Raw genomic sequence first — 13,002 nt, forward strand, 5'->3', positions numbered from 1 at the left:
AAATGCAATGAAGAAATTTTTACTATCATGTTTAGCGATTTTTGTCTTGAGCGGCTGCGGAGATGATTCGCAGAAAAAGACGGGCTCTGCTGGCGAGAATCCTGCTGCGAGCGAGAATCAGATGGCAAAAAATTCCGCTCAAGATAAAAGTGGTGAGCGTATTGGCGGAGAGAGTGGCGAGGAGGTAGCTTTTACGCCGTTTAAAACGGGCGAACGATTTACGCTTAAAAGCGTCGTAGGCGGCGAGGTAACGATCGAGCGGACAGAAAAGGGCTTTAAGCTCGCGGACAGCGATAAAATTTTAATGTTTGATATTTTTGGTACTTACTGCCAGCCATGCCGCATCGAAGCGCCGCATCTGATGGACTTTCAGTTAAAAAATTCCGCGGATTTTCTAATGGTCGGCTTGATTTATTTTGAGGACATTACGGACGCGCAAGTGATCGAAAATTTTACGAAAAAGTTTAATGCGTATTATTTCATCTCCAATTCAAAACAAAACGAGCGCATAGTGAGTCAAATTTTAAGCGACATCGGTTATCGCCACGCGCTTTCGATCCCTTTTAAGGTAGTGCTTAAAGACGGAAAATATCAAAGGCTCACCGACATTAATGAAGGCGATGAGCGGGGCAAGCCGTATTACTTAGGCATGGTCGATACCGATGTGATAAAAAGCGATATCGCCAGGATAAAAAATGGCAACTAAAACCGGCGTGCAGATTCGCACTCGCGCCAAAACAAAATCTTTCGTGCCTCGCCCGTATAAAGTAATTTTGCTAAACGACGACGAAACGACGATGGATTTCGTGGTTTATATTTTGATGGAGATTTTTGCCAAAAACTTTAACGACGCCGTAGATTTAATGATGAAAGTTCATAAGCAGGGTCGCGCGGTTTGCGGCGCGTATCCTAAAGAGATAGCCGAGTGCAAGCAACAAGCGGTTTTACAAGCGGCAAAGGCCGCAGGATTCCCTCTTAGATGTGAGATCGAAGAGGATTAAATTTAAAGGAAAGTAATGATAGGATTTTTTTTAAACAAACATTTTGAACAAGCAATCAGCGTCGCAAACGACGGCGAGGACGAATACATCACCACTTCGCACGTAGTTTATGCGATTTTTAAATACAATAAGCCCTTTCACGGGCTCATCGCCAAAGAAATTCCGGATATTAACTACCTAAATATCTTGGATAATCTGGGCGGGCTTTTGGATATGATGCCTAAATCAAGCGGCAAGGCTCCGGCGCAGACGATAGAATTTAAGCAGTTCTATACTGAATTAAATAACGCTAAAGAGCCTAAAAATGAGCTTGATTTTATGCTTAAAATTCTAAATGATAAGGAAAACGACTGCACTAAAATTTTAAATCACTACGGTATCAACGCTGCGATTTTTGAGCTCATCGTGAGAAAGTACAAATCTGCTTTCGATCACCGTGATGAGGTCGTTTCTCGCGATGAAGCCGCAGCGATTAAGCTAAACTCATACGATATCGATGATATCACGCATGCGATGAATTACGACGAAAGCCGCAGGCAGTGGCAGAATACGGAATTTGAACCTGCGTTTGAAGGCGAAAAAGACGCCATAAACGAGCGTGATATTAAAAAGGATTCGCCTAGCTCACTTTATACAGCAAACCTCAATAAAATCGCGCTTGAGGGTAAGATCGATCCGCTCATCGGGCGCGAAAAAGAGATCGAAAAGACGCTGCAAACCCTCTGTCGCCGCAAGAAAAACAATCCGATTTTAGTGGGCGAAGCAGGAGTTGGTAAAACCGCGATCATCGAAGGTATCGCGCTAAAAATCGTCCGTGGCGAAGTGCCAGAAAAGCTAAAAAATAAGGTGATTTACGCCCTTGATGCTGGCGCGCTGATCGCAGGAACTACGCTGCGCGGGGAGTTTGAGGAAAGGCTAAAAGACCTTATAGACGAGTTTAGCGCCAATCAAAACGCGATTTTATTTATCGATGAAATTCACACGATCGTTGGCGCAGGCGCGGGCAATCGCAACGAACTTGATATGTCAAACATCCTAAAACCTTCGCTTGCAAGCGGCGAGCTATCGGTCATCGGCGCTACTACATACGGCGAATACCGCTCGTTTTCGCAGGATAAAGCGCTTAGCCGCAGGTTTTGTAAGATCGATGTAAGCGAGCCTAGCATTGACGATAGCGTCGAAATTTTAAAAGGCGTAGCCAAAAAATATGAGGAATTTCACGGAGTGAAATTTAGCGACGAAATTTTGCGTGATAGCGTAACGCTTGCTAAAAAATATCAAAGCGATAAATTCCTTCCCGATAGCGCCATTGATCTTATCGACGAGGTGGGTGCGAGCTTTGCGTTTAAGCCACACGAAGCTCCTCTTGAAATCAGTAAGGATGATTTAGTAAATACACTTTCGATTAGCGCGAATATCGCAAATTTAAGCAGTAGCGTCGATAATAAACAGGTACTAAAAAATCTAGAAACCAATATCAAGCGCGAAATTTTCGGTCAAGACGAAGCGGTTAGCAGTCTTTGTAAGGCGCTTCTACGCTCTTACGCCGGGCTTGGAGGCGCAAGCTCCCCAATCGGCGTATTTTTGTTCGCAGGTAGTAGCGGCGTGGGCAAAAGTGAGCTAGCCAAGGTCTTAGCCGCGCAGCTTGGAGTGCATTTTGAGCGCTACGATATGAGTGAATATATGGAAGCTCACAGCGTCTCGAGGCTCATCGGAGCACCTCCCGGATACGTGGGCTTTGAAAATGGCGGAATTTTAACGAATAATATCAAAAAGCACCCCTACAGCGTCATTTTATTTGATGAGGTAGAAAAAGCTCATCCTAGCATGACGAATATTTTTTTAGGAATTTTCGATAACGCAAGCCTTACCGATAACAACGGCGTTACGACCGATTTTAAAAATACGATCATAATAATGACGTCGAATTTAGGCACGAAAGAAGCGCCGCAGGTTGGATTTACGAAGGACGAGAGCTATAAAGTAGATAGCGCCATAAGAAGCTTCTTCGCGCCAGAATTTCGCAACCGCATCGATAAAATCATAAATTTTAACCGCTTAAGCGGCGAAATTTTAGAAAAGATCGTGGATAAAACTATCGGCGAGCTGGAGTCGCAGCTAAAAAACGTAAAGATTAGTCTAAACAAGGAAGCAAAAGATTTGATTATCTCGCGCGGCTATTCGGATGAGTTTGGCGCGCGAAATTTAAAGCGCGAGATCAGCTCGCAGATAAGCGATCATATAAGCGGTGAGCTGCTTTTTGGCGCGCTACAAGAGGGTGGCTTAGTTAGCGTGAGCGTAAAAGATGGCGAGCTAAGCTTTAGCTTTGCTTCTACGCCTTTGCCGCAGATAGAAAAAAAGCAACCCGCACTAGCTCAAAGCAGTATCGTTAAATAATGGCTCGGTTTTACGATTTTCCAGATCCTATGGATGCGCCCGATTTTGCGCCGCTTGCAAGTGGCGGCGATCTGAGTGAGGATTGCTTGCTTAGCGCTTATAGCGCAGGGATATTTCCGTGGTTTAACGAGGATGAGCCGATTTTATGGTGGTCGCCCGATCCGCGCGCAGTGCTTGATCCGCGTGAAGTGCGTGTGCAAAAGTCCATCAAGCCCTATCTTAAGCGATATGAAGTGAAATTTGACGCAAATTTTAAGGGCTTCATCGAGCGCTGCAAAGACGTACGCAAAAAAGAGAGCGACGGCACGTGGATCAGCGAGCAGATCGTGCAGGCTTACTCGCATTTGGCAGCAGACGGTTACGCTCACAGCGTCGAGACATACGAAGATGGCGAGCTTGTGGGTGGGCTATACGGGCTAATTTTTGGGCGGGTGTTTTGCGGCGAGAGTATGCTGAGCCTAAAGAGCAACGCTTCGAAAGTCGCACTGATTAGGCTTTGTGAGGTGCTTGCAAATTTCGGCTTTTTAATCGACTGCCAGATTATGAACGAGCATCTGAAATTTATGGGCGCTAAAGAGATGCCGCGAGCGGAATTCCTCGCTCTATTTGCTGAGCTTAGTGTGCAAGATAGCGGCTTTGAGCGCTTTGCGGATCTTAAAGTTCCGCGCGGAGCACAGCATTGAGTCAAAGCTTGAGATGCAGCAGCATAAAAAACGTGCGGAATTTAAAATTTTAAAGAAATAAGATGTGGCAAAGAGATAAAAGCTCCTCGGTCGGTATGATTATCGTGATGTTTATATTCGTGCCGGCGGCGCTTTTCGTATTTTTGGCGATTTTATATTTTTGGGGCAGCACCGAGCGCAAATTACCGCGCCTGGACGTCAATGAAACCAACAGCGCGATCCGCGGCGCGATAATCGCAAAGGATAATTATGTCGCGGCAAATTCCGTCAAACTCTACAAAGTTAGTGTCGATGCGCGAAGCATTGATAAAAACAAGCTTGATCTTTTCGTGCGGCTATACTGCATCTACACGGGTGATAGCGAAAAGCGTGTCAAAAGCGCGATCGAGGGCTCTGGCGGCACGACCGTGCTGTCGTATAAGATCGACGCCAAAACCGCCGTGCATCTAAAAGAGCTTGCGTATAAGCTAAATTTAAAAAAGGTCTTCGTTAGCTTCATGGGCTCAAACGGCAGGCTAAATCCGCCTATCCGCATGAGCGTGAGCGAAAGCGGCGAGAAGCGCAGCTACAATGTCGGCGATTCGCTCACTCCGTTAATCGGCTATATCAATAAAAAAGAGGTTGATGGTATCACCAAAGTTAGCGGAATTAAGGGGATCGAGAAGTACTATGAGTATTATCTAGCGCCGGTTAGAGATGAGTTTATCGTGGGTCCGCGCGATATCGGCGGTAATATCATTCTAGAGCGCAGCAGCAAAAAAACGGGAAGGATCGACGGCTACAATGTCCGCCTAAGCGTGCCACTAACGCTGCAAAGAAAGATAGAGCGCCTAAGCGATGAGGGCGCTGATAATTACGATGCGCGAGAAATCGTGGTGGGCATTATGAACTCCAAAACGGGCAAAATTCTATCTCTTGCGACTAATGCCCGCTATGATCCCTCAAACATCACAAAAAACGATCTTAAGAATTTAAATTTTACCGCGAGCGAATACGCCTACGAAGTGGGCTCGATTATGAAGCCGATAATTTTTGCAATTGCCTACGACGCCAAAGCCGTCAAACCGGGCGAGATTATCAATACCTATAACGGCAGCTATAAGCTTGGTACTCGCACGATCCGCGACACGCACCCGGCTAAGCAGATGAGCGGCGAGGAGATCATCATCCACAGCTCAAACATAGGAATGATTAAAATTTCAGAGCGGCTGGAGGGGCAGGCTATTTATGATGGGCTTATGAACTTTGGTATGTCGCAAAAAACAGGCATTGATCTGCCGTATGAGCAAAGTGGAAATATCCCAAGCATCAAAAGCCTGAATAATAAAATTTACAAAGCCACGATCAGCTACGGCTACGGCGCGCAGATGACCTTTCTTCAGATGCTCAATGCCTATACCGTCTTTAACAACGGCGGCGTCATGATTAGCCCGCGCCTAGTCGAAAATCTAGAAAATAACGGCAAAACTTACTTCGTCAACGAAAGCGAAACCCGCCATGTCATCTCTAAAACTACCGCTGACGTAATAAAAGGAATTTTAATCAAAACGGTCGAGAGCGGCACGGGGCGCAAGGGTCGAGTAGCGGGGCTGCAAATCGGCGGCAAGACGGGCACTGCGCGCATCGCCAAGGGAGGCGGCTATTCGAGCGCCTATAACAGCTCGTTTTTTGGCTTTGCCAATGACGCAGATACCAGCTACACGATCGGCGTTTTGGTGCGCGAGCCTAAAAGGGGCAGCTACTACGCCGCTCAAAACGCGCTGCCGATCTTTAAGCGGGCGGTAGGAATTTTGATAGAAGAGGGCTATCTAAAGCCCGCAGCTGACGCAAACGCTACGCAAAAGGTTGAGATCAAGGATGAGGCAGTTGAAATTAAAGATTAAATTTGCTAAATTTCGTGAGGTTTTTTAAAATTTTGCGGCTTGCGACGACGAAAATTCGCGGAATTTAGCGCGGCTTTTTGAAATTTTACGGCGTTTAAATTTTATAGCGCAGAATTTTGGCGGGATAGAATTTCGTGGCGTAAATTTTAACGGCACGGCGATGGAATTCTATCGCGGCACAAAATTCGGCACGGCGATAAAATTTTATCGTGACACGGAATTTTGCATGGCGCGGCTCGCTGAGCTAAGGCATTGGAATTTTATCGTGGCTTGGGATTTTGCCGTAGCGCAAAATTCCGCGTCAAGGCAAAATTTTAAATTTGCCGCCGCGCAAGTAACGCAAGCAAAATGGCGAGCGAGCTTGCAGCGTTAAGTTTTAAGACGCGCAATGCGAGCATGAAATTTAGCGGGTTTGGCTGCGGAATTTAACGACGAAATTTAACGCAAAGAAAAGAGGAAAATATGAAAGCAAATGAGGGAAAAATGAAAATAGCGATAATCGGGCTTGGCTACGTTGGGCTTCCTTTGGCGGCGGCGTTTGCGGCGAAACACGAGGTCGTGGGCTTTGACGTTTCGCAAGAGCGCATAGACGAGCTGCGCGGCGGGCACGACCGCACGCTGGAGCTTAGCGACGAGGAGCTTGCCGCGGCGATTCAAAACGGGCTTAAATTTAGTGCAAAGTTAGATGATATGAGGCAGAGCAATTTTTATATCGTGTGCGTGCCAACGCCCGTAGATAGGCTAAATCGCCCCGATCTTACGCCGCTAATCAAGGCCAGCGAAAGCGTCGGAGCCGTGCTTAAAAAGGGCGACATCGTCGTGTATGAAAGCACCGTCTATCCGGGCGCTACGGAGGAGGACTGCGTACCGGTTTTAGAGCGAGTCAGCGGGCTTAAATTTAACCGCGATTTTTTCTGCGGATATTCGCCCGAGCGGATCAATCCGGGCGATAAAATTCACACCGTCACTAAGATCAAAAAGATCGTCTCGGCAAGTACTGAGGAGGCTTTGGACGTCGTAGATAGCGTCTATCTTAGCATTCTGCAAAACGGCACCTTTCGCGCTAGCAGTATAAAGGTCGCAGAGGCCGCGAAGGTGATCGAAAACACCCAGCGCGACATCAATATCGGCTTTATCAACGAGCTTGCGATTCTGTTCGGTAAGCTCGGTATCAACACCAACGATGTTATCGACGCGGCGGCTACGAAGTGGAATTTCTTAAGCTTCCGTCCAGGGCTCGTGGGCGGACACTGCATCGGCATCGATCCGTATTATCTGGCGCAGAAGGCGACCGAGGTGGGCTATCACCCAGAAATCATCCTATCAAGCCGCCGCATTAACGATAATATGGGAAGCTACGTCGCTACGGAGGTCGTTAAGATGATGATAAAATACGACGAAAAGGTTAAGGGCGCAAAGGTCTTGATCTTGGGACTTACGTTTAAAGAAAACTGCCCCGACACCCGCAATACGCGCGTCGTGGATATGATAAACGAGCTTAAAAATTTCGGCTGCGAAGTAAGCGTCTATGATCCTTGGGCGAGCGCCGCCGACGCCAAGAGATACTACGACATTGATCTGCTGCAAAAGCCCGATTTGGGCAAATTTGACTGCGTCGTAATCGCCGTGGCGCATAAGCAGTTTTTCGAGCTTGATTACGCGGGCTCGCTGGTTTACGACGTAAAAAACGTCTATAAAGACGCGCAAGGGAAGCTCTGAAATTTAGCCGAGGTTTAAATTTAGACTTTATCAGTGCGGTTTATTTTCTATGTTTTGAAGCTCAAACACAATGTAAGCCGCAAAAATAGATAAAATTTTTTGGTATAAGTGAAAGTTAATCCTCATCGTTATATAATCGCGGCACTTCCTGGGGAATAAAACGAGTTGTCGCTTTAGGTTTTGCTTAAAAGCTAAAGCTCTTTACAGGCTAGTGTTTTAAGGCTAAAGGATCAAATTTGAAAATGAAAAAATTCTTTGCGCTCCTACTTGGCGTCCTTTTAGCCTCTTTTATTAGTTTTTATTACGATAGATCATCTAAACCAAGTCATTTCGTCGTTACCCCCGATACCAAAATAGATCCCAACTCCGAGCTTGCCAAATATGTAACGCAAGAGGAAATAGACGATTTTGCTTTCCGCTATTGGGATATAGACGAATACGATGAGGCGAACGCTACTTTAAACGACTTGAGAAATCTTTTGCGTCTTAAGAATACCGATAAAATTTTAGATTATATGAAACAAAATAATCTTAGCGCTAATCTTAGGATGAAGGCCAATACAACGCCTCTGATGTATGCATGCTTTTACGATGATATAGGTACTGCAAAAGAGCTCGTAAAAGAAGGAGCGGATATTAATGCTACAGATAAATTTAAGCTTACTCCGATAGCTTATGCTATTGAAAATAACTCTACTAAAGCAGTAAAATTTCTGTTGAGTAAGAAAGTAAAATTTGATAGTAAAGCACTAATACAAAGATATTTGCAATCGCCTCAGCATGATATGATAAAACATATAACAATAAACGGAGATAATATATCTGTAGAATATGAATCAAAGTATGGAGCAAGAGAGAAAGGGTCAAAAGATGGCGTACATCCTTTTATATATGTTACTTTTTATGGTCTTACGGAAATTTTACAAATGCTTCTTGATGAAGGATACAGAGACTACGATTATGAATTTTCTCATGGTCTAACATATATGCCCGATTATAAACCCACATTGGAAATTCTTTTAAAATACAATGCCCCGAAGCAGCCCTCCAATGAGGAGCTTAAAGAGGCATATAATAAGTGCTATCAGGCACATAAAGAGGTAATAGAAGACAAATTTAAATATATTGATGCGATGAATGAGGGTATAGATAGGGTTAAAGAAGAGAAAATTATAGATAAATATATAAAAGACTTCCGCGATAGCCGAGCCGCTATGAAACAAAAACTGATTCAAGAAGGTATCATCGTAAGAAAACCGATTCCGCTTGATCCTGATGAGATGAAAGAATATGATACGCAGCTTGCGATATATGAAAAATATTGCCCTATTAAGAATTTTAAATTTGAAGAGCTTAAGAGCTATAATGATCTTTGGGCATTTGAAAAAAGAGAACTGGATAAAAATGAAACGTTTATGGATTTTAAGAGCTATATAGAATGGTCAAACAAGATAAAGATAAATAAAGAGATACGAGATTTTAAATTTCGTCATCTCGACAGCGTATTTCTAGCCGATAAAAACATGACCCAAAAAGAATACCTTCTTTTTAAATTGAAAAACGTACCTACGGAAACGCAGGCCGAAGATATAAAATATATATTAAAAAGATATGAACCGGCGAGCAAAAACGGTGGCTTGGTAAGATAAAGCTTATAAACCAAAGGCAGGGGGTTAAATTTAGATTTTATCAATGTAGTTTGCTTTTTAAGTTTTAAGCTCAAACACGATGTTAAGCTACAGAAATATATAAAATTTTGGTATAAGTGAAAGTTAATCCTCATCGTTATATAATCGCGGCACTTTCGGGGAATAAAACGAGTTGTCGCTTTAGGTTTTGCTTAAAAGCTAAAGCTCTTTACAAGCTAGTGTTTTAAGGCTAAAGGATCAAATTTGAAGACCTTGCTTAAAATCATAAAAAACATTTTAAAAAGCATTCCTTATATAGTTATTGTTCTCATCGCCATTGTTTTAGCGTTAAAATTTGGAATCGGCTTAAGATTTACATCAACCTCCTCTCACTATACCGTTACTGCAAATACCAAAGTAGATCCTAACTCCGAGCTAGCTAAATACGTAACGCAAAAGGAGATAAACGCAGTTGGCTATAGATATTGGGATATAGACGAAGAGGAGGTTAGAGATAACCCCACGATGGAACTTTTGCGCAGGAGCTTAAAATCAAAAGATACGGATAAAATTTTAAAATTTATGCAGGATAATAATATAAGCGTAGATACCCCTCTTCATTTCGGCGTTACCCCTTTGATGTATGCTAGCTTTTACGATGATGAAAAAACCGCAAAAAAGCTGATAGAGATGGGAGCCGATCCTCATAAGAAAGATAATTACGAGCTATCCCCTATGGCATACGCTATGGAAAATAACGCCACTAAGTCGGTCAAGCTTTTGCTAGATAGCGGAGTTAAGTTTGACGAAGTAGAGATCGTGCAGGAAACCTACGGCATTATGGATGTCGAAAACTGGATAGATTCTGTAAGCTTTGACGAAAACGCTACGCCGATCATACATTACCGTACCAAAGAGGTTCTTTTTAGCGGCGGAGGCGAGCCATATTATTTTATCACCCACCTAGTTAGAAACAATATGTACGATATAATGAAAATGGTGCTAGAGAGCGGTTATAGACCGTATACCTACTCCACTTTCAATATGGGAGAGGTCTCCGTTTCAAATAAACTAGAGGAGATATCCGGCTATAAAAATATAAAAAATACTAACAAGGAGTATGGGGTAGAGGAGTTTAGGCTTTATATGTCGGTATATGGCGATCTACTGGACGTGCCCGAGCCCGGAGCTATGATAGATCTACTTTTGCAATATGATATAGGCGGAATCCCAAGCGATGAATTTTTAAAAAGAATGTATGATGATAGGTGTTATAAGGAATATAGGTATGATGTAGAAAGCGAATATTATAAGAAAGCAACCAAAGCTAGGTTCCAGCTTGCTTTTTTGCAAAAACATTGTTCCGACAAGAACGCTACCTTTAAAAATATTAAAGAGTATATACTATTTGCGGTAGAGCGGAAAAAAGTTCGCGTGATAGAATTTACGGCAGATGAAAGAAATATCAAAAACCCCAACTTTCATATATCTAAAGAGGAAGTCGAGAGACTAACTAACGACTATAAAGAATATAAAAGAAATTTATTTAGTAAAGAAGCGGAAGATCAAAAGCGGTAAGCGGCTACGCAACCCGCTGCGAAATAATTAAATTTAAAGCTCTATCTAATTGCTTAAAAATGAAATTTAGCCGATTTTATCGGCATTGTATTAGGCTTTCAAACTCCGCAAAAAGTTTAAAAGGCTCGAATAGAAAAGTTAAATTTAATTCCTAAATTTACAGCGCTTGCGCGAGTATAAATTTCGCGAAATCCTCGCGGGAGTTCGGGCATTTGCACACTTCGTAGTATTCATAACCCAGCTCGCGTGCCCTAGCTCGATAAAAAATATCCAGCTCAAAATCGGTCTCGGAGTTATCCACGCAAAACGCGATCGGAAATATGAGCGCTTTTTTGCTCCGCAGATCCCGCAAGACGTCCGCGATATTGGGCTCTAGCCACTTCACGGGGCCAAGGCGCGATTGATACGCCAAAATAATCTCTTTAAATTTAATCCCGCGCGCAGTCAGCAGATCTTTTAAAATTTTTACGTGCGCTTCTACCTGCGCCTCGTAGGGATCGCCCGCGGCGATCATTTTTACCGGCAGTGAATGGGCGGAAAATATGAGTGAAATTTGCGAAATTTCATCTGCGCTAAATTTTGCGGCGCACCCCGTAATTAAATTTAGTAAAATTTCGTTGTAAGCGGCGCTGTCGTAGAAGATGCCCGCTATTTTATAATTTTTTATACCGAGCCGTTTAAGTGCCGCCTCGGCAGAGCACAGGCTCGATTGCACCGTAGTTTTCGAGAAGTGCGGATACAAAGGCATCAAAATTATCTCATCAAAATCCGCGTATTTTTTAAACACATCCTCCGCAAAGGGCGGCGTGTAATTCATCGCATAATCGCAAATTAGCTCGTCTATCGGTTTTTTATCCTGCAGCGCCTCGCCCTGCGTCGGAACGTCTTGCGACGGCTTGCTCTGCAATGAAATGTCTTGCGACGGCTCATTTGCGACGCCCGCATCAGCCGCGCCTTCAAATTTTAACCCCGCGCTTAATTCGGCTTGCGCTAGTTCATTTACCCGCTCGCAAAGAGCGGCGGTGATGGAGCATATCGGCGAGCGTCCGCCTAGTTTTTCGTAGTTGCTACGCGCCGCCGCCGCTCTACTTTTTACGATGAGCGCAGCCAAAACGCTACGCCAAAAACCACTTTTAATGCTCAAAATAAAGGGGTCGTTAAACATATTTGTTAAAAAAACTTCAACCTCGCTCAGATTGTTCGGACCGCCCATATTGAGCAAAATTAGGGCTTTTTTCATGAGATAATTTCTCTGATTTTTATCGCATCCTCGACGCTTGCAAGACCTGCGTTAGTACTGCTGTCGCACATCGCGCAAAATGCTTCGTGTTCGCGGCGCAGCGAAAAGTCATCGCGATCGACGCGCAGATTAACGCGCCCGTCAGGCGTAATTTTAAAAAGAGTTATTGAGATTAGATCGCCGAAATACACACCGCTGTCGGTGCAAATCTCGATACCGTGGCGCCTGATCGGATAGAGATTGGACTGCATTAGCGTGCAATAGCAGCCGCTTTTTGTGTGAAGCGTCGCGCATGCGGCTAGAGTGCGCTCTTTAGAGATATTTTTGCTAAGTTCTATGCAGGCGATCTCGCTGTGAGAAAGCAGCCGCACAAGATCAATATCTCTAAAAAGGGCATTGGCTACGATATCTGCTCTATCATCGTTTGCAAAACCGCTTACAAAGCTCATCGAAAAAATTTTATCCCCCTTGGCTAGCTCGCGTAGCAAGGATACGATGACAGGATTGTAGCGGTCGGAGTAGCCTACGGCTAGGCGCGTACCGTTAGTGGTGACTGCGTAGTTTATCTCTCTAGCTTCGGCTAGGCTTTGTGCGAGCGGGGATTCTACAAAGATATTTTTGGTAAACGGCAGGCATTTTAAAATCAGCTCTTTATGCGATGGCGGGGGAGCCGTGATGACTACGGCATCGGGCTTAGCGACGTTAAAAAGATCGGTTAGATTATCAAAGATCGGATATCGCGGGCCGAAATTTTCACTGTTGCCCTTATGATAAAGCGCTACAAGTTCGAAATAATCGCTCCTTCTTAGCTCGCTGAAGTGCTTTTGACCAAGCTCGCCCATGCCTATGATCGCTATCTTTTTTTTCATCGCC

11 protein-coding genes are annotated in these 13,002 nt (G+C 44.1%); 9 read left to right on the plus strand and 2 right to left on the minus strand.

Annotation, left to right across the window (positions count from 1 at the left end; genetic code table 11):
* Positions 1-7 precede the first annotated feature (7 nt).
* The 9 genes from QZ176_RS04315 (at position 8) to QZ176_RS04355 (ending at position 10,889) form a co-directional block, all read left to right on the plus strand.
* On the plus strand, positions 8-706 hold the full coding sequence (locus QZ176_RS04315; protein ID WP_295151447.1) for a TlpA family protein disulfide reductase: 699 nt from the start codon (positions 8-10) through the stop codon (positions 704-706).
* A complete protein-coding gene (locus tag QZ176_RS04320) occupies positions 696-1,001 on the plus strand; it encodes an ATP-dependent Clp protease adaptor ClpS (RefSeq protein WP_295151448.1) in 306 nt (101 codons plus the stop codon). The genes QZ176_RS04315 and QZ176_RS04320 overlap by 11 nt, the downstream gene beginning before the upstream one ends.
* A gap of 15 nt (positions 1,002-1,016) precedes the next feature.
* Positions 1,017-3,398 carry an AAA family ATPase gene (locus tag QZ176_RS04325; RefSeq protein ID WP_295151449.1) on the plus strand — a complete coding sequence of 794 codons (2,382 nt, stop codon included), beginning with the start codon at positions 1,017-1,019 and terminating at the stop codon, positions 3,396-3,398.
* Positions 3,398-4,081: a leucyl/phenylalanyl-tRNA--protein transferase gene (aat, locus tag QZ176_RS04330; protein WP_295151450.1), complete on the plus strand. Its 684-nt coding sequence runs from the start codon at positions 3,398-3,400 to the stop codon at positions 4,079-4,081. Before QZ176_RS04325 ends, aat begins: the two co-directional genes overlap by 1 nt.
* Positions 4,082-4,143: 62 nt before the next feature.
* Positions 4,144-5,964 (plus strand): penicillin-binding protein 2, encoded by a 1,821-nt coding sequence (locus tag QZ176_RS04335; protein ID WP_295151451.1) that lies wholly within the window; start codon positions 4,144-4,146, stop codon positions 5,962-5,964.
* Positions 5,965-6,124: 160 nt separating this feature from the next.
* The gene (locus tag QZ176_RS04340) at positions 6,125-6,337 is read left to right on the plus strand and encodes a hypothetical protein (protein WP_295151452.1); all 213 of its coding nucleotides are present in this window, start codon (positions 6,125-6,127) and stop codon (positions 6,335-6,337) included.
* 110 nt (positions 6,338-6,447) lie between these two features.
* Entirely contained in the window at positions 6,448-7,683 is a 1,236-nt protein-coding gene (locus QZ176_RS04345; RefSeq protein ID WP_295151453.1) for a nucleotide sugar dehydrogenase, read from the plus strand.
* Positions 7,684-7,925: 242 nt separating this feature from the next.
* Complete coding sequence (locus QZ176_RS04350; RefSeq protein ID WP_295151523.1) at positions 7,926-9,332, plus strand: ankyrin repeat domain-containing protein; 1,407 nt, start codon at positions 7,926-7,928, stop codon at positions 9,330-9,332.
* A gap of 243 nt (positions 9,333-9,575) precedes the next feature.
* The gene (locus tag QZ176_RS04355) at positions 9,576-10,889 is read left to right on the plus strand and encodes an ankyrin repeat domain-containing protein (RefSeq protein ID WP_295151454.1); all 1,314 of its coding nucleotides are present in this window, start codon (positions 9,576-9,578) and stop codon (positions 10,887-10,889) included.
* A gap of 157 nt (positions 10,890-11,046) precedes the next feature.
* Here the strand turns inward: QZ176_RS04355 and hemH are convergent, their stop codons facing one another.
* The gene (gene hemH / locus QZ176_RS04360; protein ID WP_295151455.1) at positions 11,047-12,129 is read right to left on the minus strand and encodes a ferrochelatase; all 1,083 of its coding nucleotides are present in this window, start codon (positions 12,127-12,129) and stop codon (positions 11,047-11,049) included.
* The gene (locus tag QZ176_RS04365) at positions 12,126-12,998 is read right to left on the minus strand and encodes a Gfo/Idh/MocA family oxidoreductase (RefSeq protein WP_295151456.1); all 873 of its coding nucleotides are present in this window, start codon (positions 12,996-12,998) and stop codon (positions 12,126-12,128) included. Before QZ176_RS04365 ends, hemH begins: the two co-directional genes overlap by 4 nt.
* Between the last annotated feature and the right edge of the window lie 4 nt (positions 12,999-13,002).

This window comes from uncultured Campylobacter sp., assembly GCF_905373215.1.
Classification (GTDB): Bacteria; Campylobacterota; Campylobacteria; order Campylobacterales; family Campylobacteraceae; genus Campylobacter_B.

Coding starts and splice junctions, on each gene's coding strand:
- QZ176_RS04345 (WP_295151453.1), top strand. CDS start 6,448: ATGAAAATAGCGATAATCGGGCTTGGCTACGTTGGGCTTCCTTTGGCG.
- hemH (WP_295151455.1), bottom strand. CDS start 12,129: ATGAAAAAAGCCCTAATTTTGCTCAATATGGGCGGTCCGAACAATCTG.
- QZ176_RS04335 (WP_295151451.1), top strand. CDS start 4,144: ATGTGGCAAAGAGATAAAAGCTCCTCGGTCGGTATGATTATCGTGATG.
- QZ176_RS04350 (WP_295151523.1), top strand. CDS start 7,926: ATGAAAAAATTCTTTGCGCTCCTACTTGGCGTCCTTTTAGCCTCTTTT.
- QZ176_RS04340 (WP_295151452.1), top strand. CDS start 6,125: ATGGAATTCTATCGCGGCACAAAATTCGGCACGGCGATAAAATTTTAT.
- aat (WP_295151450.1), top strand. CDS start 3,398: ATGGCTCGGTTTTACGATTTTCCAGATCCTATGGATGCGCCCGATTTT.
- QZ176_RS04315 (WP_295151447.1), top strand. CDS start 8: ATGAAGAAATTTTTACTATCATGTTTAGCGATTTTTGTCTTGAGCGGC.
- QZ176_RS04365 (WP_295151456.1), bottom strand. CDS start 12,998: ATGAAAAAAAAGATAGCGATCATAGGCATGGGCGAGCTTGGTCAAAAG.
- QZ176_RS04320 (WP_295151448.1), top strand. CDS start 696: ATGGCAACTAAAACCGGCGTGCAGATTCGCACTCGCGCCAAAACAAAA.
- QZ176_RS04325 (WP_295151449.1), top strand. CDS start 1,017: ATGATAGGATTTTTTTTAAACAAACATTTTGAACAAGCAATCAGCGTC.